At 35.4% G+C, this 25,230-nt stretch carries 24 protein-coding genes; 21 read left to right on the top strand and 3 right to left on the bottom strand.

The features are described 5' to 3' along the window. Genes coaBC through BN3004_RS07455 form a run of 12 tightly spaced genes read left to right on the top strand, consistent with a single transcriptional unit; the run spans nucleotide 1 to nucleotide 12,940 of the window. Complete coding sequence (gene coaBC / locus BN3004_RS07510; RefSeq protein WP_058260562.1) at nucleotides 1–1,194, top strand: bifunctional phosphopantothenoylcysteine decarboxylase/phosphopantothenate--cysteine ligase CoaBC; 1,194 nt, start codon at nucleotides 1–3, stop codon at nucleotides 1,192–1,194. After that, nucleotides 1,194–3,548, top strand: coding sequence for a replication restart helicase PriA (gene priA / locus BN3004_RS07505; protein WP_058260561.1), 2,355 nt, complete (start codon nucleotides 1,194–1,196; stop codon nucleotides 3,546–3,548). The genes coaBC and priA overlap by 1 nt, the downstream gene beginning before the upstream one ends. A gap of 9 nt (nucleotides 3,549–3,557) precedes the next feature. Continuing rightward, nucleotides 3,558–4,061: a peptide deformylase gene (def, locus tag BN3004_RS07500; RefSeq protein ID WP_058260560.1), complete on the top strand. Its 504-nt coding sequence runs from the start codon at nucleotides 3,558–3,560 to the stop codon at nucleotides 4,059–4,061. Next, a complete protein-coding gene (gene fmt / locus BN3004_RS07495; RefSeq protein ID WP_058260559.1) occupies nucleotides 4,061–4,993 on the top strand; it encodes a methionyl-tRNA formyltransferase in 933 nt (310 codons plus the stop codon). Before def ends, fmt begins: the two co-directional genes overlap by 1 nt. Then, nucleotides 4,993–5,706, top strand: a complete 714-nt coding sequence (locus tag BN3004_RS07490; protein WP_196792498.1) for a zinc metallopeptidase — start codon at nucleotides 4,993–4,995, stop codon at nucleotides 5,704–5,706. Before fmt ends, BN3004_RS07490 begins: the two co-directional genes overlap by 1 nt. Then, on the top strand, nucleotides 5,699–6,982 hold the full coding sequence (rsmB, locus tag BN3004_RS07485; RefSeq protein WP_058260558.1) for a 16S rRNA (cytosine(967)-C(5))-methyltransferase RsmB: 1,284 nt from the start codon (nucleotides 5,699–5,701) through the stop codon (nucleotides 6,980–6,982). Before BN3004_RS07490 ends, rsmB begins: the two co-directional genes overlap by 8 nt. A 1-nt stretch (nucleotide 6,983) precedes the next feature. Then, a complete protein-coding gene (rlmN, locus tag BN3004_RS07480) occupies nucleotides 6,984–8,015 on the top strand; it encodes a dual-specificity RNA methyltransferase RlmN (RefSeq protein WP_278315526.1) in 1,032 nt (343 codons plus the stop codon). Between the two features lie 12 nt (nucleotides 8,016–8,027). Continuing rightward, the gene (locus tag BN3004_RS07475; RefSeq protein ID WP_058260557.1) at nucleotides 8,028–8,759 is read left to right on the top strand and encodes a Stp1/IreP family PP2C-type Ser/Thr phosphatase; all 732 of its coding nucleotides are present in this window, start codon (nucleotides 8,028–8,030) and stop codon (nucleotides 8,757–8,759) included. 10 nt (nucleotides 8,760–8,769) lie between these two features. After that, nucleotides 8,770–10,794 carry a Stk1 family PASTA domain-containing Ser/Thr kinase gene (pknB, locus tag BN3004_RS07470; RefSeq protein ID WP_058260556.1) on the top strand — a complete coding sequence of 675 codons (2,025 nt, stop codon included), beginning with the start codon at nucleotides 8,770–8,772 and terminating at the stop codon, nucleotides 10,792–10,794. After that, nucleotides 10,794–11,654: a ribosome small subunit-dependent GTPase A gene (gene rsgA, locus BN3004_RS07465; protein WP_058260555.1), complete on the top strand. Its 861-nt coding sequence runs from the start codon at nucleotides 10,794–10,796 to the stop codon at nucleotides 11,652–11,654. The genes pknB and rsgA overlap by 1 nt, the downstream gene beginning before the upstream one ends. Before the next feature lies 1 nt (nucleotide 11,655). Next, nucleotides 11,656–12,306 (top strand): ribulose-phosphate 3-epimerase, encoded by a 651-nt coding sequence (rpe, locus tag BN3004_RS07460; RefSeq protein ID WP_058260554.1) that lies wholly within the window; start codon nucleotides 11,656–11,658, stop codon nucleotides 12,304–12,306. Then, the gene (locus tag BN3004_RS07455) at nucleotides 12,296–12,940 is read left to right on the top strand and encodes a thiamine diphosphokinase (protein ID WP_058260553.1); all 645 of its coding nucleotides are present in this window, start codon (nucleotides 12,296–12,298) and stop codon (nucleotides 12,938–12,940) included. Before rpe ends, BN3004_RS07455 begins: the two co-directional genes overlap by 11 nt. Nucleotides 12,941–13,074: 134 nt before the next feature. Here the strand turns inward: BN3004_RS07455 and rpmB are convergent, their stop codons facing one another. Further along, the gene (gene rpmB / locus BN3004_RS07450; protein WP_019214672.1) at nucleotides 13,075–13,266 is read right to left on the bottom strand and encodes a 50S ribosomal protein L28; all 192 of its coding nucleotides are present in this window, start codon (nucleotides 13,264–13,266) and stop codon (nucleotides 13,075–13,077) included. A gap of 231 nt (nucleotides 13,267–13,497) precedes the next feature. Between rpmB and BN3004_RS07445 the strand changes: the two genes are divergently transcribed. Genes BN3004_RS07445 through BN3004_RS07420 form a run of 6 tightly spaced genes read left to right on the top strand, consistent with a single transcriptional unit; the run spans nucleotide 13,498 to nucleotide 19,080 of the window. Beyond that, a complete protein-coding gene (locus tag BN3004_RS07445; protein ID WP_058260552.1) occupies nucleotides 13,498–13,860 on the top strand; it encodes an Asp23/Gls24 family envelope stress response protein in 363 nt (120 codons plus the stop codon). 9 nt (nucleotides 13,861–13,869) lie between these two features. After that, nucleotides 13,870–15,513, top strand: coding sequence for a DAK2 domain-containing protein (locus tag BN3004_RS07440; RefSeq protein ID WP_058260551.1), 1,644 nt, complete (start codon nucleotides 13,870–13,872; stop codon nucleotides 15,511–15,513). Continuing rightward, on the top strand, nucleotides 15,513–17,537 hold the full coding sequence (gene recG, locus BN3004_RS07435; RefSeq protein ID WP_058260550.1) for an ATP-dependent DNA helicase RecG: 2,025 nt from the start codon (nucleotides 15,513–15,515) through the stop codon (nucleotides 17,535–17,537). The genes BN3004_RS07440 and recG overlap by 1 nt, the downstream gene beginning before the upstream one ends. Before the next feature lie 10 nt (nucleotides 17,538–17,547). Continuing rightward, a complete protein-coding gene (gene rsmD, locus BN3004_RS07430; protein WP_058260549.1) occupies nucleotides 17,548–18,102 on the top strand; it encodes a 16S rRNA (guanine(966)-N(2))-methyltransferase RsmD in 555 nt (184 codons plus the stop codon). After that, nucleotides 18,103–18,582, top strand: a complete 480-nt coding sequence (coaD, locus tag BN3004_RS07425; protein ID WP_058260548.1) for a pantetheine-phosphate adenylyltransferase — start codon at nucleotides 18,103–18,105, stop codon at nucleotides 18,580–18,582. 3 nt (nucleotides 18,583–18,585) lie between these two features. Continuing rightward, a complete protein-coding gene (locus BN3004_RS07420) occupies nucleotides 18,586–19,080 on the top strand; it encodes a hypothetical protein (RefSeq protein WP_058260547.1) in 495 nt (164 codons plus the stop codon). A gap of 59 nt (nucleotides 19,081–19,139) precedes the next feature. Here the strand turns inward: BN3004_RS07420 and lpdA are convergent, their stop codons facing one another. Together lpdA and BN3004_RS07410 are read right to left on the bottom strand one after the other, a co-directional pair. Further along, on the bottom strand, nucleotides 19,140–20,534 hold the full coding sequence (gene lpdA / locus BN3004_RS07415; RefSeq protein ID WP_058260546.1) for a dihydrolipoyl dehydrogenase: 1,395 nt from the start codon (nucleotides 20,532–20,534) through the stop codon (nucleotides 19,140–19,142). 61 nt (nucleotides 20,535–20,595) lie between these two features. Continuing rightward, nucleotides 20,596–21,765 (bottom strand): tRNA(Met) cytidine acetate ligase, encoded by a 1,170-nt coding sequence (locus BN3004_RS07410; protein WP_058260545.1) that lies wholly within the window; start codon nucleotides 21,763–21,765, stop codon nucleotides 20,596–20,598. 94 nt (nucleotides 21,766–21,859) lie between these two features. Between BN3004_RS07410 and BN3004_RS07405 the strand changes: the two genes are divergently transcribed. The 3 genes from BN3004_RS07405 to BN3004_RS07395 all read left to right on the top strand — a co-directional run bounded on the left by BN3004_RS07405 (nucleotide 21,860) and on the right by BN3004_RS07395 (nucleotide 24,963). Continuing rightward, nucleotides 21,860–23,059 (top strand): acetate kinase, encoded by a 1,200-nt coding sequence (locus tag BN3004_RS07405; RefSeq protein WP_058260544.1) that lies wholly within the window; start codon nucleotides 21,860–21,862, stop codon nucleotides 23,057–23,059. 116 nt (nucleotides 23,060–23,175) lie between these two features. After that, nucleotides 23,176–23,355: a 50S ribosomal protein L32 gene (gene rpmF / locus BN3004_RS07400; protein WP_019214681.1), complete on the top strand. Its 180-nt coding sequence runs from the start codon at nucleotides 23,176–23,178 to the stop codon at nucleotides 23,353–23,355. Between the two features lie 138 nt (nucleotides 23,356–23,493). Then, nucleotides 23,494–24,963, top strand: a complete 1,470-nt coding sequence (locus tag BN3004_RS07395) for an IS1182 family transposase (protein WP_058259270.1) — start codon at nucleotides 23,494–23,496, stop codon at nucleotides 24,961–24,963. Nucleotides 24,964–25,230 lie beyond the last annotated feature (267 nt).

The following is a 25,230-nucleotide window of genomic DNA, read 5'->3' as shown; positions in this document are numbered from 1 at the left end:
ATGAAGAAAAACATTGTAGTATGTGTCACTGGTGGCATAGCAGCTTATAAAGCGGCAGATCTTGTATCTAAGCTTTCAAAGAAACACAATGTAAGAGTACTTATGACGAGGGACGCACTTCAATTTGTGGGCAGCGAAACCTTTAAGATACTTTCAAAAAATGAAGTTTATACAGATGTCTTTACTGATGAAGATAAGCCTATGCACATAGAGATAGCTAAGTGGGCAGACATCTTTGTTGTAGCGCCTGCATCAGCTAATACCATAGCTAAACTTGCTCATGGTATCTGTGATAATATGGTGACTTTAGCAATTTTAGCTAGCAAGGCAAAAAAACTTGTGGTGCCAGCCATGAACACTGTTATGCTAGAAAATGATGCGACACAAGAGAACATTAAAACGCTTAAAGATAGGGGCTTAGACATACTTGAATCAGATTGCGGTCTACTTGCTTGCGGCGACATTGGTAAGGGCAAGATGCCAGACCCAGAAAGAATAATTGATCGCATCGATTATTTACTTGCTAATAAAGACCTTAAGAAGTACAAGATACTTGTCACAGCTGGTCACACAGTTGAAGCGATAGACCCTGTTAGATACATCTCAAATCGTTCGACTGGCAAGATGGGCTACCACATTGCAAAAAAGGCTTACAATAGAGGAGCCGATGTCACTTTAATCATAGGACCAAATGACCTTGATATAAAAGATTCATTCAATATAGTAAATGTTGTATCGTCAAAGGATATGTACGAGGCAGTTAATAAGGAGTTTGTGGACGCAGATGCCTTGATTATGGCGGCTGCACCAGCTGATTTTACGCCAGCGAATTACAGTCCTGAAAAGATAAAAAAAGAAGTAGACGAAAGCAATGACATCAAGATAAAGAAGACTGAGGACATAATTAAGTCACTTAAGGATAAGAAAGAGGGTAAAGTCGTTATTGGCTTTGCGGCTGAATCGGAAAACGTTATTGAAAATGCTAAGAAAAAACTAGTTTCTAAAGGGGCTGACATGATAGTCGCTAACGACATTACACTAAAGGGCTCGGGCTTTAAGAGCGATGAGAACAAAGTAAGTTTTGTATATAAAAACAAAAATGCTACATCATTTGATTTAATGAAAAAAAGTGAACTAGCAGACATCATTCTTGATAATCTAGCTGAATTACTTAAAGATAGAAAGAAAAATTAATGTTTGCTCAAGTTGTTATTGATACAAAATCGAGAGTTTTAGATAGAGTTTTTACTTATAAGACAGATGAAGCCATTAGCGTTGGTACAAGAGTTTTAGTTCCCTTTGGTAGGTCGAATAAGCCTAGCATCGCTGTGGTTTTAAACACTTGTGATGAAGTAGACATAGACGAAGCAAAGATCAAGTCCATAATCAAAGTGCTTGATGACAAAGCCATCATCGACGAGAAGATGATTGAACTCGCCCTATGGCTTAGAAACAGATACATCTCGACTTATAACGACGCGCTTAGACTGGTTTTTCCGCCAGGAGGAATTAAGGAGCTAGAGCTTTTTTACTATGCTAATGACGATGTGCTTGGTCTTGGAAAAGGCAAGGCATATACAAAGGATGAATTGCTCAAAATCATTACAGCTGGTGATTTTACTAAGCTTATTAAAGACAATATCATTAGTGAAAAGTATAAGATTAAGCAAAAAGTAAAGGAGCACTACGAAAAATACATTAGCCTTGTGACTTACGACGAGGGCGTTAGTGAAAAGCAAAGAGCTGTACTTGATTATCTAAGGGACAACGATGGCAGCGCTTTGGAGAAAAATATAATCACTAGCCTTAATATATCGTCTTCACCAATCAAAACTCTCTTAAAAAAGGGTTTAGTGAGAGAAGATTTTATTCAAGAGTCGAGGAAGAGGGCTTACGATGTAGATTCTTATGAAAAGATTAAGCTAAATAAAGAGCAAGAAAAGGTTTACAAGCGCATGGAGCACTCGCTCGAACATGACTTAGGCGAAAAGTTTTTACTAAGAGGCGTGACTGGCTCGGGCAAGACAGAAATTTACTTACATCTTGTTGAAAAATGTCTTCAAATGGGTAAAGATGCTATAGTACTAGTACCTGAAATAAGTCTTACACCGCAAACGATTAGGCGCTTCATTGGCCGCTTTCAAAGAAAGGTTCACGTGCTTCATTCAAAGCTGAGTCTATCCGAACGCTTTGACGAGTATAATGATATAAAATCGATTTCGCCAAGCATAGTCATAGGTGCGAGGTCAGCAATATTTGCTCCGTGCAGAAACTTAGGACTCATAATCATGGACGAAGAGCACGATCAAAGCTACATATCAGACATGAATCCAAAGTACCAAACAGATGAAGTAGCTTATTATAGAAGCATGAGCGAGGGGGCAACGCTACTCTTAGCAAGCGCTACGCCATCGATATCGTCTTACTATAATGCTAAAAATGGCATATATGAGCTCTTAGAGCTTGACAAGAAGGCAAAGGGACAAAAGGAAGCTGATATAGAGCTAGTCAATATGATTGACGAGATTCAAAGAGGAAACATCAGTCAGATATCATCAAGATTTTTCGAAGTTATTGATGAGAATCTTAAGGCAAAGAAGCAAAGCATAGTCTTTTTAAATAGACGCGGCTACAACAAGGAGATATTCTGTAAGAGCTGCGGATATACCTTTACTTGTGATAACTGCGACGTGAGCATGACGTATCATAAGGGCATAAACAAGCTTAAGTGTCACTACTGCGGTCTTGTGAAAAACATTCCAAAGACTTGTCCAAGATGCGGCGCTGAGACCTTAAGCTTCGCCGGCTATGGTATAGAGAAGGTTGAGGAACTATTAAGAAAGACTTTTCCAGAAGCAAAGATACTTAGAGCGGACAGCGACACGATCAAAACTGAGGATGACTACATCAATTTATACAAGAAAATGAATTCGGGAGCAGTCGATATACTCATTGGCACTCAGATGATTAGTAAGGGGCTTGACTTTAAGAATGTTGATGCAGCGATAATAGTATCAATCGATGCTAATCTAAATTTCCCAAGCTATTCAGCGAACGAAGACACATATAATTTAATCACTCAAGTAGCTGGTAGGGCTGGACGCGATGAAAAAGGAAGAGTGCTTCTACAAAGCTACGCTGTTGACAATGAGACCATTGGCTATGCGATGAAGGGCAATTACGAGGCTTTCTACAGAAATGAAATTGCTTTAAGACAAGAGTTTCTTTATCCACCATTCATCAATATGATATACATCGTCGGCACTAGCCTTGACAAAAACATTGTCCAAGCTGAGATGGAGTACTTAAGAAGCGATATCGAGAGCTATTTAAATAAGAACGATATCAGAAGCAATGTCTCAAAGCTAATGCAATGCGCGATTGAAAAGATCAACGCAAGCTACAGATATCAAATTATATTGAAGTACACAAATACTTATTCGAAAGAGATAAAAGATTATATACGCTTCATTTTATATAGAAGCAAATTTGCAAAGAACAAAAAAGTAAATTATAACATTTATATAAATCCAAGAAATTTTTTATAGGAGGTAAAGATGGCACTTAGAAATATTAGACACGACGAAGATGAAATTCTTAGAAAACAATCTAAGCTAGTTAAAGTTTTTGACGATAGACTTAAAGAGCTAGCAGATGACATGATAGAGACTATGAATCACGCGGAAGGCGTTGGTCTTGCTGCGGTACAAGTAGGTATACTTAAGCAAATGATAGTCATAGACATAGGCGAAGGACCTATGGTTTTTGTAAATCCAGATATAATCGAAACGATGGGTAGCTGCGACGATTACGAAGGCTGTCTATCAGTTCCAGGCTACTCTGGTGTGGTTGAAAGACCTGAAAAGCTTAAGATGAAGTACCAAGACCTTGAAGGCAATGAACATGAGCTTGAGACTGAAGGTTTTTTGACTAGAGTAATATGCCACGAGACAGATCATTTGAAGGGCATTTTATATACTGACAAAGCTAAAGAAATGTATACAAATGATGAGCTTAAGGCAAAATTAGATAAAGAACATAAGATGGAAGAGGCTAAATAATGAAAGTCATTTACATGGGAACGCCATTATTTAGTTTGGCTCCCTTAAAGGCTTTAAAGGACCATGGCTTTGATATAACTATGCTTATTACTCAGCCGGATAGAAGACGCGGTAGAAAGATGCAAATCACTTACTCTGAGCTAAAGACTTATGCTCTTGATAACGGCATAGAAGTCTTTCAGCCAGAAGATGTCAATAGCGACGAGTCTATTGCCAAGATCAAAGATACAGAGGCAGATGTTATCGTGGTAGCCTCATATGGACAAATAATTAAAGAAGAGATACTTTATATGAAGCGCTATCACTCGATAAATATACACGCATCACTATTACCAAGGTATAGAGGAGCGGCACCAGTTCAAGCAGCCATCATTAACGAAGATGAAGTAACAGGCATAACTCTTATGAAGATGGCAAAGGGACTTGACACAGGAAACATACTTGTGTCAAGAGAGATAGCTATTGCAGATGATGACACGGCAGATACACTTACTATGAAGCTATCTAATTTAGGCGCAGAGATGATAGTGGAGTACTTAGATGGTCTTAGCGAATTAGACGAGGGCACTCCACAAGACGATGCAAAGAGTTCTTATGTAAAGATGATTAAAAAGGAAGACGCTTTTATTGATTTTAGCGAAAGCGCTTCTAAGATTGAACACATAATTAGGGCGATGCAGCCATGGCCAGTTGCATTCACTATTTACAAGGGCAATAATATGAAGATATTTAAGGCTGACATTGTCAAAGATAATAGTGATAAAAAGGCGGGCACTATACTAAATGTCAACGAAGATGGCATTTTAGTTAAGTGCAAAGACGATGCTATAATCATAAGTGAAGTGCAAATGCCAAATAAGAAGAGAATGAAGGTTTCTGATTATATAAGAGGAAACAAAATTGAAATAGGTGAAAGGTTAGGGGATAGATAATGATAAACTTTTTAATATTTGCGGGAAGATATCATAATTATGTAAGTTCATACTTCATCTATATAATTCCAGCAATGCTACTAAGCTTATACGCTCAATTCAAGATACAAGCAGTATATAGAGAATACATGGGAAGGATGAGCTCAATCGGTCGTAGCGGAGCAGAAGTAGCTAGAGCTATACTTGATAAGAACGGTTTAAGAAATGTAAATATCAAGGAAGTGCCAGGTACCTTAAGTGATTTTTATGATCCAAGAGACAAAAGCCTTTCTTTGTCAAAAGATATATCAGATGGCACATCCATCGCCTCGGTTGCTGTTGCAGCCCACGAGGTAGGTCACGCTATTCAAGATAAGGAAAGCTATCCAATGCTAAACTTAAGAAGCCTTATGGCGCCAGCTGTAAGCATTTCAAGCAGTTTAGCAATGTACTTGATACTAGGAGGTTTATTCTTTAACTTTATGAAGCTATTCGATATAGGTATAATATTATATGGCATCATAGTTTTATTCACATTAGTGACTCTACCAGTTGAGTTTAACGCATCTAGAAGGGCTTTGAACGAAATTAGTGCTATGCCAGGCGTTAACGAAGAAACTATATATGGTTCGAAGAAAGTTTTAAAGGCAGCAGCTCTAACATACGTTGCAGCAGCATTTGCAGCTATAAGTGAAATACTAAGACTACTTTCTATGAGGAGAAGAAATGATTAAAAATAACGACAGATATACAATCTTTTTGATTTTGAAAGATATATTTGCAAGCGGTGCCTACTCAAACATTAGTTTAAGAACTGAACTTAATAAGCTTGATAAAGATATTTCAAAGTCTTTCGTAACAAAGCTTGTTTATGGTGTTGTAGAGAGAAAGAAATATCTTGATTATATCATCTCAAAGCTATCTTCAACAAAGCTAGAGAAGATTGACATAGAGATACTCATAATTATGGAGATGGCTCTATATCAAATCATATACATGGACAAGGTGCCTGATAGCGCTGCGGTTAATGAGGCAGTAAATCTAACAAAGAAAGTTAATAAAAGGCTTTCAGGCTTTGTCAATGCAAACCTAAGAAATTTTTTAAGAAATAAAGATGATTTAATTAAAATCGATATAGCTGATGAAGATAAGAGACTAGCCGTAAAGTATTCACTTAATGAAGAGTTTTTGGATTTATTAAAAAGCGATTATGACAAAGAGACTGTAATTGATTTTTTAGATAGATCCATGGACGAAAGGCTACTTAATCTTAGAGCGAACACAAAGAAGACTAGCAAAAAAGCTATCGGTGCAGTTCTTGAGAAATTTGATATTAAATACGAAGAAAGCGATATATCGATTGACAGCCTCATAGTATATGACAAGGTAAATGACGTTATAAAAAGCTTATATAAGCAAGGCTATATTTCATTTCAAGATGCGACAAGCGCGAGCCTTCAAGATTATATAAAGCTTAATAAGGGTGATAAGGTCCTTGATCTGTGCGCTGCGCCTGGCGGCAAGTCCATGCACATGGCGGAGAAGCCTGATGGTTCAATTACTAGCTGCGATATATATGAGCATAAGATAAAACTCTTAGAGAGCGAGGCCCATAGACTTGGCCTTGATAATATTGATTTTAAAATCAATGATGCTATGAAATTAAATAAAGAATTTCTTAACAATTTTGATAAAGTTTTGATAGACGTACCATGCTCAGGAAGTGGTATAATATCTAGGAAGCCTGAAATAAAATATCAAATCAATATAAAAGAGCTTAAGGAGCTTAACGATAAGCAGTGGAAGATACTAAGTATATCCAAAGACTACGTTAAGCGTGGCGGCTTGCTTATCTACAGCACATGCAGCATACTTAAGCTAGAAAACGAAATGATGCTAAAGAGATTTTTAGAAGAAAATAACGATTTTACTTTGGAAAAATATATAAAGCACATGCCTAGTGAAAAAATTAACGACGGCTTTTTCATTTCATATCTAAGGAAGGATTAATTTGACGAAGATTATTAACAATATGTATATATCAGAGCTTGAGACATATTTCTTAGAGCTTGGTGAGAAGAAGTTTAGAGCGAAGCAGCTCTTCGAGGCTATTCATAAGCAAAAGATAAAGAATATCGAAGATATAAGTACATTCTCACAGGATTTAAAAGAAAAACTTATTAATAGCTCTGAGATATATGGAGTAAAAAAAGTTTTGGAATTAAAATCAAAACTTGATGAAACAAGGAAATACCTTTTTGAGCTTTATGATGGTAATGTCATTGAGAGCGTCTTAATGAAGTACAAGTATGGCTACACTGTCTGTATCTCAACACAGGTTGGCTGCAAGATGGGCTGCGCCTTTTGTGCATCGACTAAGAAAGGCTTTATAAGAAATCTATATGCCTCGGAAATGCTTGACGAGATATATGAAATAGAGAGACTTAATGATATAAATGTATCAAACGTGGTACTAATGGGTAGCGGCGAGGCGCTTGATAACTTTGATGAGCTTATAAGATTTATTGAGCTAATAAGTGCCAAAGAAGGAAAGAATCTATCGAAGAGGAACATCACTGTTTCAACTTGCGGTCTTGCTGATAAGATAGTGAAGCTCGCCGAATATGATTATCCAATCACACTAACGATATCATTACATAATGCGGACGAAGAAGAGAGAAAGAAGATCATGCCGATTACAAAGAGCTATCCATTTGATAAGCTTGTACCTGCGCTTAAAGAGTATCAGGCAAAGATCAATAAGAGGATATCCTTTGAATACGTTTTGATCGACGGACTTAATGACTCTTATCAATCTGCTTTAGATATAAAAAATTTATTAAAAGATATTAAGTCACACATCAATTTAATTCCGCTTAACAAGATTAAAGAGTACGACGAAGAGCCGAGTACTTCTGAAAATATAATGAAGTTTAAAAAATATTTAGAAGATTTTGGCTTTAACGTAACCGTTAGGCGCGAGTTAGGAGCTGATATAAACGCTTCGTGTGGACAGCTTAGAAATAATTATCTTGAACAATAGGAGGTGGTCAATGTGAATATTGGTTATGTTTCAGATAAGGGTAAAACTAGAACAAATAATGAAGATAACTTTTTTATCTACGATGATAATCCATTCCCTTTCTTTGTAATTGCTGATGGGGTTGGTGGACATAAGGCAGGCGAACTAGCTAGTAAGATGGCTGTCGACACCATTGCCGATGTCTTAAAAAACAAAAACGATGTAGTCTGTATAGACGATGTCGAAGACGCTATAAGAACAAGTATAGTTAGCGCGAACAATTCCATTTACAAATATTCAAAGTTTAATAAAGAGTGTGAGGGCATGGGCACGACAATATTGGTCTGCGCCTATTACAAAAACACTTGCCTAATAGCTCATGTAGGTGACTCAAGAGCCTACCTAATCAGAGAGCACGAGATAGCTCAGTTAACAGAGGACCACACCTTTGGCAACGAGCTAATTAAAAGGGCGGGAAGCAAAATTTTTAATATAAAAAATATAGATAACAAAAACGCTTTGACCAGAGCTTTGGGGACAGAAAAAACTGTTGTCATTGACACATATAAGTTCATTCACAGAAAGGATGACATAGTACTTTTATGTACAGATGGACTTAACAAAGAGGTCGAAGATAACTCGATACTTGCAATAGTAGAGAAGAACAAGAGTATCTCAATGCAAAAGGTAGCTGAAGAGCTTAAGGATAGAGCTATACTTATGGGTGGACGAGATAATGTTACTATAATAACTATAAAGGCTTAGAGGTGATAAAATGGATAAGATGATAGGAAAACTTTTATCGGATAGATATGAAATCTTAGAAAAAATTGGCGATGGAGGCATGGCAACTGTCTTCAAAGCCAGATGTAGAGTTTTAGATAGATATGTTGCTATAAAAATATTAAGACCTGAATATGCTAATGATGAAGAATTTATAAAGAAGTTTAATAGAGAATCAAAGGCGGCCGCATCATTATCGAGCCAAAACATCGTGGGCATATATGATGTAGGTACTGACACTATTGAGGACGAGACTATCTATTACATCGTTATGGAGTATATAGATGGAACTACTTTAAAGGATATAATTGATAGCAAGGGCAAACTTTCTGAAGATGATGCAATTGATTATTCAATTCAAATCCTTAGAGCTTTGAAAGACGCTCATGATCATAATGTTGTTCATAGAGATATAAAGCCTCACAATATAATGATTACTAAGCAAGGCACTGTCAAAGTAACTGACTTTGGTATAGCAAGAGCATCGACATCAACTACAGTTACTACAACATCTGATGTACTCGGCTCGGTCCATTATATATCACCTGAACAAGCTAGAGGCGGCTACACTGATAATAAGACTGATATATATTCATTTGGTATAGTTTTGTACGAGATGCTAACAGGCAAAAAGCCATATGATGGGGACAATCCTATATCAGTAGCTATGAAGCAAATACAAGATGATATCGTTCCGCCGTCCGAGTATCTGCCTCATATGAACAAGAATCTTGAAAAGATCATACTTAAGTGTACAAGAAAGAAGCAAAGTGAAAGATATCAAAGCGTTGATGACATCTTGGCGGACTTTTTATACTTAGATGATGATGTTAGCTTTAATTATGATAAGCAAAATGACAACTGGAATGATGAAACTGTTGTTTTAAAACAAGAAGATATTATTCGTGAAGAAAAAAATGAAAAGATTAAAAGAAATAGGGAGGAAAATATTTCTGAAATGAGACAATCAAACAGAAATCGCCGTAAAAAGAAAAAAGAAAATGGTTTAGCTGGCGTTTTCTTAGGAATAATAACAGCTCTACTACTTGTAGCTGGACTATTCTTTGGATATAATTACTTAAAAGGCGCACTTAGTGGCGGCGGCTCAGACGAAGTAGTAGTGCCAAACCTTGTTGGTGAAGACTTAGATACAGCAAAATCAAAACTTGAAGCCTTAGGACTTACTTATGAAGTAGTAGCTAAAGAAAAAACTGATGGCAAGGCAAATATTGTAACAAAACAAGATCCAGAAGCAGATTTTAAAGTTAAAAAAGATTTTAAAGTGTCTTTAACTATATCTGAATCAGAAGATAGTGTTGAAGTACCAAAAATAGTTGGCGAAACTATTTTAGATGCAGAAAGCATTTTATATAAATATGGCTTAAAGCTTGCTGAACCAAGCTACGAAGAAGACAAAGAGCACGAAGAAGGCATCATTATCAGACAAGAGCCATCAGAAGGCTCTCAAGCTGAAAAGAATAGCCTAATAAAAGTTGTTGTAAGCAAGGGAAATTCTGATGAAGTTGAAGTTCCTAACTTTATAGGAAGAAATAAAGATGAAGTTATTAAAGAGCTTACAGATTTAGGACTTAAATACAAAATTACAAGCAAAGACAGTGAAGACTTTGATAAAGACATCGTTACAGATCAGTCAATAGAATCAGGATCAACTGTTCAAAAAGATGAGGTTATCGACCTTGTAGTATCTAAAGGCAAGATTGAAAAGCCGGCAGAAGAAACGCCTGAAAATAATGAAACAAATGAAAAACCAAAAGAAGAAGATAAGCCAAAAGAAAAGGCCGCAGTCGTTATAGACATCGTTCTTCAAGCAGATCCAGACCTTGATCAAACACACTTCACTATAATTAAAAACTCTAACGGAGTAAAAGAAACTGTTTACGATCAAATGGTTAGCAAGGAAGATGGTCAAGTAAGATTCAAGTACAACGCTAAAGAAGGAGACACATTCGATATTTACAAGAACGACACTTATATAACTACAAAGCAAGCGAACTAATGAAGGGTAAAATAATTAAATCCATTTCCGGCGTTTTCTATATAGAGAGCATGGGCGAGGTCTATGAAGCAAAGCAGCTTGGAAGCTTTAAGAAGCTTAAGATGAAGCCACTTGTTGGTGACATTGCAAACTTTGTAGAAAAAGATGGCTCCTGCCTTATAGAAAGCATCGAAGAAAGAAAAAATGAGCTAATAAGGCCAAATGTAGCTAACGTAGATAATTTACTCATAGTCATGACTATAAGTACGCCAAGCATAAATTTACTTTTGCTTGACAAATTCTTAGTCATGGCAGAGTACAATCATATTAGGCCTATAATCATAATAAATAAAAAAGATATTAAGCTTGATGAGCTTATATATAATATGTATAAGAGCATCGGCTACGATGTCTTCGAGACGAGTATATATGATGATGAATCCATTCACATGGTTTTAGACGAGATAAAGGGTCAAACATCGGTTCTTTCAGGTCCATCTGGCGTGGGCAAGTCGTCAATAATGAATTACCTCAATAAAAACAAGCTAATTAAGACCCAAGAGATATCGATGAAGCTCAATAAGGGCAAGCAAACAACAAGGTCAGTGCAGCTCTACTCAATAGATGAAGAGACGAAGATCATTGATACGCCTGGTTTTACATCGCTTGAGCTTGACTTTTTGCAAGAGGAAGATGAGCTAAAAAATTATATAAAAGAATTTAATAAATATAAGAACAAATGCAGGTTTGCGTCGTGCGCGCACATCAATGAACCTGATTGTGAGATAAAAAGGCAAGTAGAAGAAGAAAATATATCGCGTATTAGGTATAAAAATTATCTACTAATGTATGAAGAGATAAAAGCAAAGAGGAGGTATTGACTTGAGAGAGATAGCACCATCATTATTGTCGGCAAACTTTTATAATTTGCAAGACGATTTAGAAAGACTAAAGAAGGCTGATATTAAGTACTTGCATCTTGATGTTATGGATGGAAATTTTGTTCAGAACATATCCTTTGGTCTGCCAATCATTAAATCAGTGAGAAAGAACACAGATTACATTCTTGACTGCCACTTAATGATAGAAAAGCCTGAAAGATATTTGGAAGATTTTAAAAATGCCGGAGCAGATATATTAACCGTGCATCAAGAGGCGACTATACATTTACAAAGAACGCTTGCCGAAATCAGAAGACTTGGCATGAAGGCCGGTGTGTCACTAAACCCATCGACAAGTGAAGAAACGCTTAAGTACATCATGGACGATATTGATCTAATATTAATTATGTCAGTTAATCCAGGTTTTGGTGGCCAATCATACATCGAAGCAGTTAATGAGAAGATCAAAAGAGTGAGAAAGATGATTGACGAAAGCGGCAGAGACATCATATTAGAGGTCGATGGCGGCGTCAACAAAGACAATATTAAGAGCTTAGAAGCTTTAGGAGTAGATTTATTTGTTGCAGGATCAGCAGCATTTAAAAATTCAGAGATAGAAAAGAATTTAGGAGAGTTGAGAGATGAAAAATAAAGTAGCAATAGTATTAAACGGACCAATTGATAGTTTTTTAACAGGAGATATTAAAAATTACGCCATGGTCATAGCTGTCGATGGCGGCTTAAATCACTTAGTTAAGTACAATATGGAAGCAGATTTTTTTATAGGTGATTGTGATAGTGTTAATGAAGATGCACTAATCTACATGGAGACAAGTGATATCGATAGGATAGAATATGACGTAGAAAAGGACAAGACAGACTTCGAACTTGCCTTGGAATATGTAAAAGAAAAGTGCAAGATTAAGAAGATTGATGTTTTCTGCGCTTTAGGCGGAAAAACTGATCACACTATGACAGTACTAAACAATGTCTTAGCATATAGCAAGGACCTTGACATAACTGTCTTCGGTGGCCAACAAGCAGCAAAAGTGCTTAATGAAGGCGATACACTTAGAGTATTGAATAGATATGATGTAGTATCCTTCTCAATGGTACCAGTTGATGAAGACTTAACTGTTTCAATCGAGTCAGCAAAGTGGGAGCTTGATCATAAGACAGTTAAGAAAGAAAGTTCATTACTAATGAGCAACAAAGCAATGGGTGAGTATGCCTTAGTCACTGCACATAAGAACAGAGCCTTTGTCTTTACAACATTGTTTTTATAAAATCGATTTAGCTTAAATACAAAGAAGGCCTGTGCATTATGCATAGACCTTTATATATACACGCGAAAGAAGCAGAGGACATCCTCTGCTTCTTCTATGTATGAGCAAAAAAAATTGCAGTTAGTCTGCAATTTTTATTCGGCTCTTTGTACCTTACCTGATCTAAGGCATCTAGTACAAACATTTATTCTTTTTACAGTTCCGTTAACGTTTGCTCTAACTCTTCTTAAGTTTGGCTTCCAAGTTCTTCTTGAGTGTCTTAAAGAGTGAGATACTTTATTACCGGCAATCTTTCCTTTACCACATATATCGCAAACTTTTCCCATTTTCTTACCTCCTCTCAAGCTTTAACTACTTAATTATAGCAAAGTTAATCATAAAAATCAAGCTTTTTTTATAAAAAATAGATTTTTTTTAAAGAAAATGTCAAAAAAACATAAAATTTCCATATATATCTTTAAAAATAAGCAATTTAATGGTATAATATAAGTAATTATGGATACAAATAAGCAAAGCAGAAGAGAAAATAAATTTATTAAGTGAATGGAGGGAGATTTATGCCTTGTCAATATACTAATGATTTAGGAACTATTAACATTGCTGACAATGTTATCGCCAAGATAGCAGGTCTATCTGCTATGGAAAGCTATGGCATAGTAGGTATGAGTGCAATCGATGCAAAAGATGGTTTTTACAAATTACTTAACATGGAGAATCTAGCTAAGGGAGTAAAGGTAGTAACAGACGGAAGCCACTTAGACATATCTTTATATGTAGTGTTGGAGTTTGGAGTAAAAATTTCGGTTGTTTGTGATAACATTATAGAAAAAGTAAAATATAATGTTGAAAGACAAACAGCTATGTCTGTTAAAAATGTCAACGTTTTTGTCCAAGGACTAAGAATGAATGACAAAAAGTAGGAGGTAAATGTGAGTACTAATAAAATTGACGCAATTGTTTTAAAGAAAGCATTGATTGGAGCTCTAAACTCACTTGGTGAAAACAAGGAAGTGGTTGACGCTCTAAATGTATTTCCTGTTCCAGATGGAGATACAGGTACTAACATGCTTCTAACAATGAAGTCAGCAGTTACAAATGCAGTTAAAGAAGAAAATAAAACTGTAAAAGAAATATCAAGTGCTTTGAGCAAGGGCGCTCTTCTTGGAGCAAGAGGAAACTCTGGTGTAATCTTATCTCAACTTCTTAGAGGTTTCAAAGAAGCTGTAGAAGATAAGGAATACATTGACATCGAAGCATTGATGGAAGCCTTTGTTAAAGCAAGTGAAGTTGCTTATAAGGCTGTTATGAGACCAACAGAAGGAACTATACTAACAGTATCAAAGGATTTAGCAAGTTTTGCAAGTAAAAACTATAGAAATTACACAGAACTTTCTAAATTTGCAGATGATGCACTTATTGCTTTAGAAGAATCGTTGAACAGAACTCCAGAGCTATTGAGCGTATTGAAAGAAGCTGGTGTAGTTGATGCTGGTGGTAAGGGTCTTTACTGTATTTTAAAAGGCGCAATAGAAGGCGCTAGAACTGAAAATCTAGAAATTACAGTTCAAGATATAAATAAAACTAAACAAACAGCTAATAGAAAAGAAATTTCTACAGACAATATCAAATATGGTTATTGTACTGAATTTATTATAACTGGCGATACAAGCAAGGCCGAAGAGTTTAAGGAAACTATCTCAAAGATAGGTGACTCAATGGTTGTCGTTGCTCTTGATGATATAATCAAGTGCCATATACACTCAAACAACCCAGGTCAAGTTATTGAAGAAGCTTTAAAACTTGGTTACTTAAAGGACATTAAGATTGACAATATGCGTCTTCAACACAATGAGATACTATTTAGCGAAGAAGAGTATAAAAATATTGAAAAAGAAGATAATAAGCCAAAAGAACACAAAAAATATGGCTTTATAGCCGTAAGTTCAGGCGAAGGCTTTACAAAGATATTTAAGGATTTAAAAGTTGATGAAGTTGTTACTGGTGGTCAAACTATGAACCCATCTACAGAAGATTTTATGGAAGCAATTGACAAGATCAATGCAGACGATATATTTATCTTCCCTAACAATAAAAACATCATCATGGCGGCTAAGCAAACTATTGACCTTAGTGAGAAAAATATTCATGTAGTTGAGACTAGAAATATGCCAGAAGCTATCACAGCTATGATAACTTTTGATGAAGATATGAGTGCTGATGAAATTCTTGACAATATGAACGAAGCCATCAGCGAAGTAAAAACTGGTGAAGTTACTTTTGCCGTAAGAGACACTACTATCGATGGTAAAGAGATAAAGAAGGGTAATTACCTTGCTATCAGCTCATCAAAGATACTTGCAAGCTCAGCCGATTTAAATGAAACAACTATGGCTATGATAGATGAGCTTATCGATGAGGACACATCTTTAGTTACTTTATATCTAGGTGAAGACGCTGAAAAAGCTCTAGCTGATGATTTAATTGAAAAACTAGAAGAAAAATATCCGGATGTCGACTTCGAAGCAATCGAGTCTAAACAAGCTTTATACTACTATATAATTTCATTGGAATAATGAAGCTAAGAGAGGTCAAGGGAGTAGGAAGCAAAACTGAAGAGTATCTAAATAGGCTTGGTTTATACACTGCAGAAGATGCACTGCTTAACAGGCCTAGAAGGTATGAAGATAGGAAGAATCTTAGGACTATCTCTGATGATAGTCTAGCCGAAGCGGCTCTGTTTAAGGTAAAAGTCATTTCTTCGCCTATAATGAGGCAGAGAAATATGATGATGTTTGACGTTTGTGACGAGAAGAATAATGCGAAAGTTTTCTTCTTTGGCATGAATTTTTACAGAAATATCTTTAAGCCGGGTAAAACATTCTACTTTTTTGGCAAATTAAGTAAAAATAAATTTGGATACAGTTTTTCTAATCCTGAATTTTACAACAGCTTAAACACGGACAGACTTGGCTACATCGGCCCAATATATAATCTCGTAAAAGGTTTATACAATTCAAAACTGGTCTCAATCGTAAGTGAGCTACTTAATACAAAAGGCTTAGTAAAAGAGATAATTCCAGAAGTTTTGATACGTGATTATAACTTATATGGTATAGATGAAGCGCTTAAAGAACTGCATTTTCCAACGTCTCACGAGACTTTGGAGAAGGCGAGAAGGACTTTAGCTTTTAGAGAGATATTTACCGTTGAATATGGATTTAAAGTCTTAAGAAAAGAAGTTCAGGATGAAAATTATATAAAGTTCAAGCACTTTGATGAAGAAGATGATTTTATTAAGGGGCTTGGCTTTGAGCTAACGCCTGATCAAAAGACTGTCATAGACGAGATCAATGCTGATATGCAAGCTGATAAGAGGATGAACAGGCTAGTCCAAGGAGATGTTGGTAGCGGTAAGACCATAGTCGCTGTATATGCTATGTATAAGGCGCATCTCAATGGCTACCAAGCTGGAATGATGGCACCGACTGAAATACTTGCTAAGCAGCACTACGAGAGCCTTAAAGATATTTTCAAAGCTAAAGATATAAAAGTGGCGCTGCTATCATCATCAATATCAAATAAAGAAAAGAATGAGATTTATGAGGGGCTAGAGAGCGGGGAGATAGACATAGTTGTCGGAACTCACTCTATAATCCAAGATAAAGTTACTTTTAATAAGCTTGGACTCGTTATCACAGACGAGCAACACAGATTTGGCGTTAAGCAAAGGGCGAATTTAACGAATAAATCGATATATGCAGACACTCTTGTAATGAGTGCAACGCCGATACCAAGGACCATGTCACTAATTTTCTACGGCGACCTTGATATATCAACTATCAAGACCATGCCGCCAGGAAGGAAAAAGGTCGAGACATACTCTGTGCCTTACTCTTACAAGGAAAGAATTTTTAATTTTATAGAAAAAGAACTAAAAAAATCAAAGCAGGTCTATGTGGTTACGCCTCTGATTGAAGAGAGCGACTCACTTGACTTGGCAAACGCAAATGATGTATATTTAGAATTGAAGGAGCACTTCAAAGATTATAATGTAGCTCTCCTTCATGGAAAAACATCAAACGAAGAGAAGAACAAGATTATGTCCGCTTATGAAGATAACGAAGTGCAAATACTTGTTTCAACTACTGTTATAGAAGTCGGCGTAAACGTACCTAATGCAAATCTAATGATTATACTAAACGCAGAAAGGTTCGGCTTATCTACGCTTCACCAATTAAGAGGCAGGGTAGGAAGAAGCTCGGATCAAGCATATTGCGTCCTTGTTTATGACAAGCTAAATGATATTAGCTATGAGAGATTAAAATTGATGCAAGAGACAGGAGACGGCTTTGAAATATCGAAGAAAGACTTGATACTAAGAGGACCAGGAGACTTCTTCGGAACAAAGCAGCACGGCTCTATAGATTTTAAATTCTTTGATTTTAATAAAGATACTGAAATGATTAATGATATTAACAAAGAGGTTTTATCAATACTCAGAGGCGATATTGACTACGAAAAAGACAGATACGAAGCTTTATTAAACAATATGGACTCAGTTTTTTATGATGGCAAACAAGATATCATCTTAAATTAAGAGGCAAACTATGAGAGTTATATCAGGCGAATTCAAATCAAGAAAATTAATAGCACCAAAAGGCTTTAAGACGAGACCAACTTTGGATAATATAAAAGAAACAATATTTAATATCATATCGCCAATAAGGCTTAACGCATCTGTCTTAGACCTATTTAGCGGAACAGGACAGATAGGCATTGAGTTTTACTCAAGAGGCGCGAAGGACGTCTACTTAGTAGATTCATCGCGCGAGGCCATAAGCGTAATAAATAAAAATTTAGAAAGCTTAAAGCTTAATGACGAGATAAAGCCTATGAAGATGGATGCCATAAGAGCCTTAAAAGGGCCACTTAAGGAGAAAAACTTTGACTACATCTTCTTAGATCCGCCATATAAGAGCCATGAGCTCTTAAATGAAGTACTTAAGCTAATTATCTCGCTTGATTTACTCGAGGAGAAAGGCAGTATAATCATAGAAGAAAACAAAGACTATGATTTATCGGAGGCCATTAGCACGGATGATTTTGATATTGATACAAGAACAATTGGCGATAAGATAATATTTTTTATAAAGAGGTGTTAAATGAAAGCTATTTATCCTGGTAGTTTTGATCCTATAACCAATGGACATATAGATATCATCAACAGATCTAAGGATATGTTCGACGAGTTAATCATAGGCATAACTACTAATGTACAGAAAAAACACTTATTTACTATAGATGAGAGAAAAAAGATGATAGAGGAAATCTTCAAAGACGAAAAGAAGATTAAGGTAAAGACTTTTGATGGCCTTCTTACTTCATTTTGTGAAGAAGAGGGTACCAACTACGTAATAAGAGGTTTAAGAGCCGTTTCTGACTATGAATACGAACTTCAAATGGCTATGGCGAATAAATCACTTAATAAGGACTTAGAAACTATATTCTTAGTTGCGTCACATAAGTTCAACTTCCTTAGTTCTTCAATCGTGAAAGAGATTGCCTACTATCATGGAGATATATCGGCCTTAGTGCCAGAAAATGTTGAAATAGCATTGAAAAAGAAATACGAAAGGGGTTAAAAAATGGATGTATTAGGTCTTATTGATGAGATTGAGGACATTGTTGAAACAGCGGGTTCTCTTCCTCTAACAAGTAAGGTTTTAGTTCAAAAAGAAGAATTACTAGACATTATAAGCGAGTTAAGAATAAAACTTCCAGATGAAATAAAACAAGCTGCATGGATCAAAGAAGAAAGAGAAAGAATTATAAGCGAAGCAAATAAAGATGCAGAACAAATCATTAAAGAAACAAGATTAAAACTTGAAGAGCTTGTAAGCAAAGAAGAAGTTTTAAAAGAAGCAAATGAAAGAGCAAAAGACATTATGAATAAAGCACAAATTGCTTCAACAAACCTAAAGCGCTCTTCGCTTGAATACTCAGACAAGCTTCTAATGAACGCACAAGAAAACTTAAAAGACATGATTACTACTTTGAATGAAAACAGAACAGAGCTTAGAAAGATGTCAGCTTCTGTTAGCCAAGAAAATCACGTAGCACAAGAAAAAGAAGAAAAGTAAAAAAATAAATGCGAAAGTACATAATTACCTTCGCATTTATTTTTTTATCTGTTTTATAATTATTTTGCCATTGGCGAGTTTGTTGACTTGCCTTCAAGCGATTCAATTGCGTCCTTAAATACTTCGGCAATAGTTGGGTGAGCATATATCATATTTGATAAGTCTTCAACACTTAGACCATTGGCCATAGCTATAACAGCGTAGTGGATCAATAGGTCAGCATCTTTACCGATGATGTGGCAGCCTAAAATCTTCTTGTGATCCTTTGTTGATAGTATCTTTATAAAGCCTTTAGTCCCACCAACTGCAAGTGCCTTACCATTTGCTTGGTACATGGACTTTGCTTTATCATATTCAATGCCTTCTTTTTCAAGCTCTTGTTCAGTCTTACCAACTTGAGCAAGTTCTGGAACTGTGTATAATACAGCTGGAACTATTGATAGATCTGTTTTTGGTTCAAGTCCAGATAATTGTTCAACTACGTGGAAGCCTTGAGCTGTAGCAAAGTGAGCTAATTGAGTGTTTTTGTATATAACGTCACCGATAGCGTAGATATTGTCGTTTGATGTCTTTAAGTTTTCATCAACTAAAACGCCGCCGTCCTTTGTCTCAACCTTAGCTGCTTCAGTATTAAGACCGTCAGTATTGCTTGCTCTGCCTAGGGCAACTAATACATATTCAGCTTCATACTCTTTTATAGTGTCTTTGCCTACCATTTGAGTAGTTACTTTAAGCATATCGCCAGCTTGCTCTATCTTTTTAGAGTGTTGTTTTGTAGCGAACTTTAGATTTGGATTTTTTAATATTGATTGTAATCTCTTTTGAATTTCAATATCTGCTGTCTTGAACATATTGTTACCAATAACAGTTACTTCAGTACCAAAGCTTGCGTAGATAGTAGCAAATTCAAGGCCTATAACGCCTGTACCTATAACTATCATTGATTTTGGTATTTCTTTTAAGCTTAGTAGAGTAGTTGAGTTTAGTACCTTTGGTAGATCACACCCTTCAAGTGGCTTGATGTCCTTTGATCCAGTAGCTATGATGCACTTATCAAATGTAACGTTTTCTTCGCCGCCATTATTTAAAACTACTTTTACTTCATTTTCGCTAACGAAAGAAGCAGTACCCTTTAAAAGCTTGATATTGTCATATGTTGAGATTAAATATTCAATTCCGTCTCTAAGTTTAACCATTACGTCTTGTTTTCTTTGGTAAATCTTTTCAGTATCAAGACTATATCCATCAACTTTTACGCCAAATTCTTCAGCATTTTGTACTTCGCTATAGAAATCAGCTATCTTAACCATAGTCTTAGTAGGTATACAGCCAATGTTTAGGCAAGTACCACCAAGTAAGTTCTTTTCAACAAGAACAACATCATTTCCTAGTTGAGCAGCTCTGAAAGCGGCTTCGTATCCGCCAGGACCTGCACCGATAATTAGTAATTTCATATATGTCCTCCTTTATATTATTTATTTTATTCCTAACATTTTAATTATATCATATAATTTGCTATTTCTTAAGAGTTTTTTCTATACTTTGTAAATTAATCTTATAAGCATTTTTTACATTCATACCCTTCATCAGATAATAAATTTGATCATTGTTTATCAATATCTCAAGGTCTAGCTTGCTTTCTTTACTTAAATTATCAAGATCTTTATACTTGCTAATGATGTTTACATCGCTACGCTTTTTTATCTCTCTTAAAACTTTTTTTCCTTTTTCATTTGCACATAAAGGTATTATAAAATCATATTCATTATCTCTTGAAACACTATCTTTATAAATGTTTAATAGCATTGCTAATAAAAATCGATTGATCTTGCTCCTTGAAAAGTTTTTTCTTGAGACCATATCCATAAATTCATTATAGCTCTTCGCCTCGTAGATGTATTTTTTAATATAGTTTACAGCATCTTCATCATATTCAAAATACATTTTAAAATTCTTTTCTCTTATAAATGTGGCCTTGATATAGGAAAAATATTTTTCTAAGTCAATAATTTTTTCTTGGGGCAGTGCTGGGACAAAATCACTCACATCTTCACCCTTATATATAAGAGAGCGTATATGACTCGCACTTGCTATGCCGGTCTCATCGCACTCATCATTATAGCTGGGGCCATGTCTTTGCACGGCGAATGGTTTTATCGCGCTCTTCGTTTCGTCAAGAGCACTTATATACTTATAAGCAAGTATATTGTTTGATTTATTCATTATATCCGTCTTAGTAAGCTCATTAAAGCTTAAAGCGTAAGCCCTTGAGTAAGATAGACCACTCGTCAAATACTTTTTAATTAGCTCATCAAATTGTTTTTCATTTGCCTTCATCGTTTCATGTGCCTTTCTAAGAGCGTCTATACCATCTTCACTGCCAAAGCTTAGGTAGTCAATTACGTTTAGCTTATTTAGTATGTTCACAGCATTTTTTGCAAATATATCTGCAGGCGCTACAGAAGAGAAGACGGGCAGCTCAAGAATAAGGTCACAGCCATATTCACAGGCAATCTTAGCTCTTTCATACTTGGTAAAGGCACTAGGAAGGCCTCTTTGCACAAAATTGCCACTCATCAAAGCGACCACTGCATCGGCGCCTAGAGCTTCTTTTGTTTTACGAATATGGTAGATGTGACCATTGTGAAATGGATTGTACTCAGAAATGATTCCGACTATTTTCAACTTTTTCCCTTCTTTCTTAAAAAACACTTGAAATTTTCTACAATTTATTATATCATATATGTGTATGATTTGTTAAATATTTAGGGAGGTAAAAATGAAAATATTAGTAATTAATTGCGGATCATCATCATTAAAGTATCAATTAATGAACATGGATGACGAAAGCGTAATCTGTAAAGGTTTAGTAGAAAGAATCGGTATTGAAGGCTCTAAGCTAACTCACAAGGTTGAAGGAAGAGAAAACTTTGTAGTTGAAGAAGCTATGAAGGACCACAAGGCAGCTATGAAGCACGTATTTGACGCACTTGTTGATAAGGAACACGGCGTTGTTGCTTCACTTGATGAAATCGACGGTATCGGTCACAGAGTACTACATGGTGGAGACAAGTTAACTGACTCAACACTAGTAACTGAAGACGTTAAGAAGACTATCGAAAAGTTCATCTGCTTCGGACCACTTCATAACCCAGCAAACCTTATGGGTATAGAAGCTTGCGAAGAGCTTGTAAAGGGCAAACCAAACGTTGTTGTTATGGATACAGCCTTCCATCAAACAATGCCAGCTAAGAACTTCATGTACGCTATTGACTATGATTTATATGAAAAGTATAGACTTAGAAAATACGGTTTCCACGGAACTTCTCATAAATATATAGCACATAGAATGGCTGAAATACTTAATAAAGATTTATCAGAACTAAACATAATCAACTGCCACCTAGGTAATGGATCAAGTTTAGCTTGCATTAAGAATGGTAAAGTTTACGATACATCCATGGGTGTTACACCGCTTGAAGGCCTTGTGATGGGTACAAGATCAGGCGATATCGACCCAACTGTTGTTACATTCTTATGTGAGAATGAAAATATTACTCCACACGAAGCTAATCAATGGTTAAATAAAAAATCAGGTGTACTTGGCGTTTCTAAGCTAAGCTCAGACTTTAGAGACCTTGAAGAAGCAAGAGATAAGGGCAATGAAAAAGCAGGACTTGCACTTGATATGTTTACAAACAGAGTTAAGAAGTACATCGGTGCTTACATGGCTCAAATGCCAGAACTAGACGCCATCGTTATGACTGGTGGTATCGGTGAAAACTCTGACACAATGAGAAGAGAAATTCTTCACGGACTTGAACACCTAGGCATAGAACTAGATGACAAGAAGAACGACGGAACTAGAGGAAAAGAAGTAGACATCGCTAAAGATGGCGCTAAGATTAAGATCTACATCTGCCCAACAAACGAAGAATTAATGATAGCAAGAGACTCAAAGGAAATTATTTCAAAATAATTTAAAATAAGATAGAAAAAGTCTTGACAAAAGATAGAAAAAACAGTATAATTGTAATGTTATAAATGCGAATTAGTAAAGAAATACATTTACTGTAAGTTAAGGAGGTGTTTTTAATGGCAGTACCTAAAGGACGTACATCAAAACAAAGACGTAACAAGAGAAGAGCTTCATCTTATACATTAAGAAAAGCAACTTTCGTTGAATGTCCTCAATGTCATGAAATGAAAAGACCACACAGAGTATGCATGAGCTGTGGTTATTACAATGGTGAAAAGGTTTTAGATGTTGAATAAAAAATACTCAGGTTAATCGCCTGAGTCAGACTGTTGACAAAGTAGGCGTATTTTTATAAAAATACGCCTACTTTTTTACTTGAAAACCTCTTAAAATACACATCTATTGGGTATATATAATACATAGAAGGTGATAAAATGTTACATAAAAATAGTAAATCAAAAACAGATCAAGCACAAATAATTTCAGTTGAAGAATTAGTTCCACAAGAACACATACTAAGAAAGATCAATAAGTATATAGACTTTGACTTTATCTATGATTTAGTAGAAGATAAATACTCATTAGATAACGGAAGACCAAGCATAGATCCAGTAGTGCTAATGAAGATAATATTCATACAATACCTATTCAACATAAGAAGCATAAGGCAAACAATAAAAGAGATAGAAGTAAACATTGCATACAGATGGTTTTTAGGATATGACTTCTACGACAAGATTCCACACTTTACAACATTCAGCCAAAACTATAGAAGAAGATTCAAAGATACAGACATATTTGAAAACATCTTCCAAAACATATTAAACCAAGCACTAGAACAAGGTTTTGTGGATGAGAAGATTCAATTCGTAGACTCAACACATGTTAAAGCACATGCAAACAGACATAAAAACAAAAAAGTAACAATAGAGAAAAAAGCAAGAAGATATCAAGCACAGCTAGACAAAGAAATAGCACAAGAAAGAGAAGAAAACGGAAAAAAGCCCTTAAAAGAGAAAGAAGATAAAGAGAGGCAAACGATAGTTCAGTCAACAACAGATCCAGAAAGCGGCCTCTTTCACAAAGGAGAACATAAAGAAGTATTCGCCTATTGCGTAGAAACATCATGCGATAAAAACGGCTGGATACTAGCATACAAATCATTTCCAGGAAATTTACATGACAGCACAACATTTTTACCATTCTATGAAGAAAAACTAAAAAAGATGAAACCCCAAAAGATAGTTATGGATGCAGGTTACAAAATACCAGCCATAGCAAAAACATTAATAGACGATAAAATACTCCCAGTATTTCCATATACAAGACAAAAGAGAAACTTACAAATAGAAAATCCATACTACAAAAGAGACTACATATACGACGAATATTATGACTGCTACATATGTCCACAAGGAAAACTTTTAAATTACAAAACTACAGATAGAGAAGGATACAGACAGTATAAAAGTGATATAAACGACTGCAAGAACTGTCCTAACATAGATAGATGCACACATAGTAAAAACAAACAAAAAGTAATAACAAGACATATATGGCAAGACTACCTTGACATAACAGAAGAATATAGATATACAAATCAAGGCAAGAAAGAATACGCAAGAAGAAAAGAAACAATAGAAAGACAATTTGGAAGCGCAAAAGAGTATCATAGTTTTAGATATACAAACATGAAGGGCAAAGCTAAGATGGATATGAAAGCTGCGCTTACTTTTGCATGCTTAAATATGAAAAAACTAGCACTAATGATGTATAGGATGGATCCAAATAAGGAGGTATTTACTCGTTTATTTGCAAAAATACATAAAAAATTTGATTTTTTACTAAATTTAATAAAAATAAGCAAACCCAGGAAAAAATTCCTGGGTTTGTCTTCACTCTGACTCAGGTTAATCGCCTGAGTTTTTTTATTGTGTTTAAAGGGATTGGTATGAAAAAATAGGCAAAGATATTACATGATAATAAACTAGGAACAGGCAATCAGAAATATGAAAAAGTATTGATGTTAGAACAAAATTATGTTAAACTATAGTTAAACAAAGAGCGGAATGTTCAGCTTCAATTTTAATACAAAACAAAGAAAAGATTAATGAAAGCTGTTCTATAAAAAGAATTAAAAGAGAGGAGATTATAAGAGATTTTATTAGGAA

The sequence above is a fragment of the Fenollaria timonensis genome, assembly GCF_001457835.1.
GTDB lineage: Bacteria > Bacillota > Clostridia > Tissierellales > Peptoniphilaceae > Fenollaria > Fenollaria timonensis.
The sequence above is the reverse complement of the archived record's forward strand: the minus strand, read 5'-3'. Positions and strand labels throughout refer to the sequence as shown.

Coding starts and splice junctions, on each gene's coding strand:
- coaBC (WP_058260562.1), top strand. CDS start 1: ATGAAGAAAAACATTGTAGTATGTGTCACTGGTGGCATAGCAGCTTAT.
- priA (WP_058260561.1), top strand. CDS start 1,194: ATGTTTGCTCAAGTTGTTATTGATACAAAATCGAGAGTTTTAGATAGA.
- def (WP_058260560.1), top strand. CDS start 3,558: ATGGCACTTAGAAATATTAGACACGACGAAGATGAAATTCTTAGAAAA.
- fmt (WP_058260559.1), top strand. CDS start 4,061: ATGAAAGTCATTTACATGGGAACGCCATTATTTAGTTTGGCTCCCTTA.
- BN3004_RS07490 (WP_196792498.1), top strand. CDS start 4,993: ATGATAAACTTTTTAATATTTGCGGGAAGATATCATAATTATGTAAGT.
- rsmB (WP_058260558.1), top strand. CDS start 5,699: ATGATTAAAAATAACGACAGATATACAATCTTTTTGATTTTGAAAGAT.
- pknB (WP_058260556.1), top strand. CDS start 8,770: ATGGATAAGATGATAGGAAAACTTTTATCGGATAGATATGAAATCTTA.
- rsgA (WP_058260555.1), top strand. CDS start 10,794: ATGAAGGGTAAAATAATTAAATCCATTTCCGGCGTTTTCTATATAGAG.
- BN3004_RS07455 (WP_058260553.1), top strand. CDS start 12,296: ATGAAAAATAAAGTAGCAATAGTATTAAACGGACCAATTGATAGTTTT.
- rpmB (WP_019214672.1), bottom strand. CDS start 13,266: ATGGGAAAAGTTTGCGATATATGTGGTAAAGGAAAGATTGCCGGTAAT.
- BN3004_RS07445 (WP_058260552.1), top strand. CDS start 13,498: ATGCCTTGTCAATATACTAATGATTTAGGAACTATTAACATTGCTGAC.
- recG (WP_058260550.1), top strand. CDS start 15,513: ATGAAGCTAAGAGAGGTCAAGGGAGTAGGAAGCAAAACTGAAGAGTAT.
- rsmD (WP_058260549.1), top strand. CDS start 17,548: ATGAGAGTTATATCAGGCGAATTCAAATCAAGAAAATTAATAGCACCA.
- coaD (WP_058260548.1), top strand. CDS start 18,103: ATGAAAGCTATTTATCCTGGTAGTTTTGATCCTATAACCAATGGACAT.
- BN3004_RS07420 (WP_058260547.1), top strand. CDS start 18,586: ATGGATGTATTAGGTCTTATTGATGAGATTGAGGACATTGTTGAAACA.
- lpdA (WP_058260546.1), bottom strand. CDS start 20,534: ATGAAATTACTAATTATCGGTGCAGGTCCTGGCGGATACGAAGCCGCT.
- BN3004_RS07405 (WP_058260544.1), top strand. CDS start 21,860: ATGAAAATATTAGTAATTAATTGCGGATCATCATCATTAAAGTATCAA.
- rpmF (WP_019214681.1), top strand. CDS start 23,176: ATGGCAGTACCTAAAGGACGTACATCAAAACAAAGACGTAACAAGAGA.
- BN3004_RS07395 (WP_058259270.1), top strand. CDS start 23,494: ATGTTACATAAAAATAGTAAATCAAAAACAGATCAAGCACAAATAATT.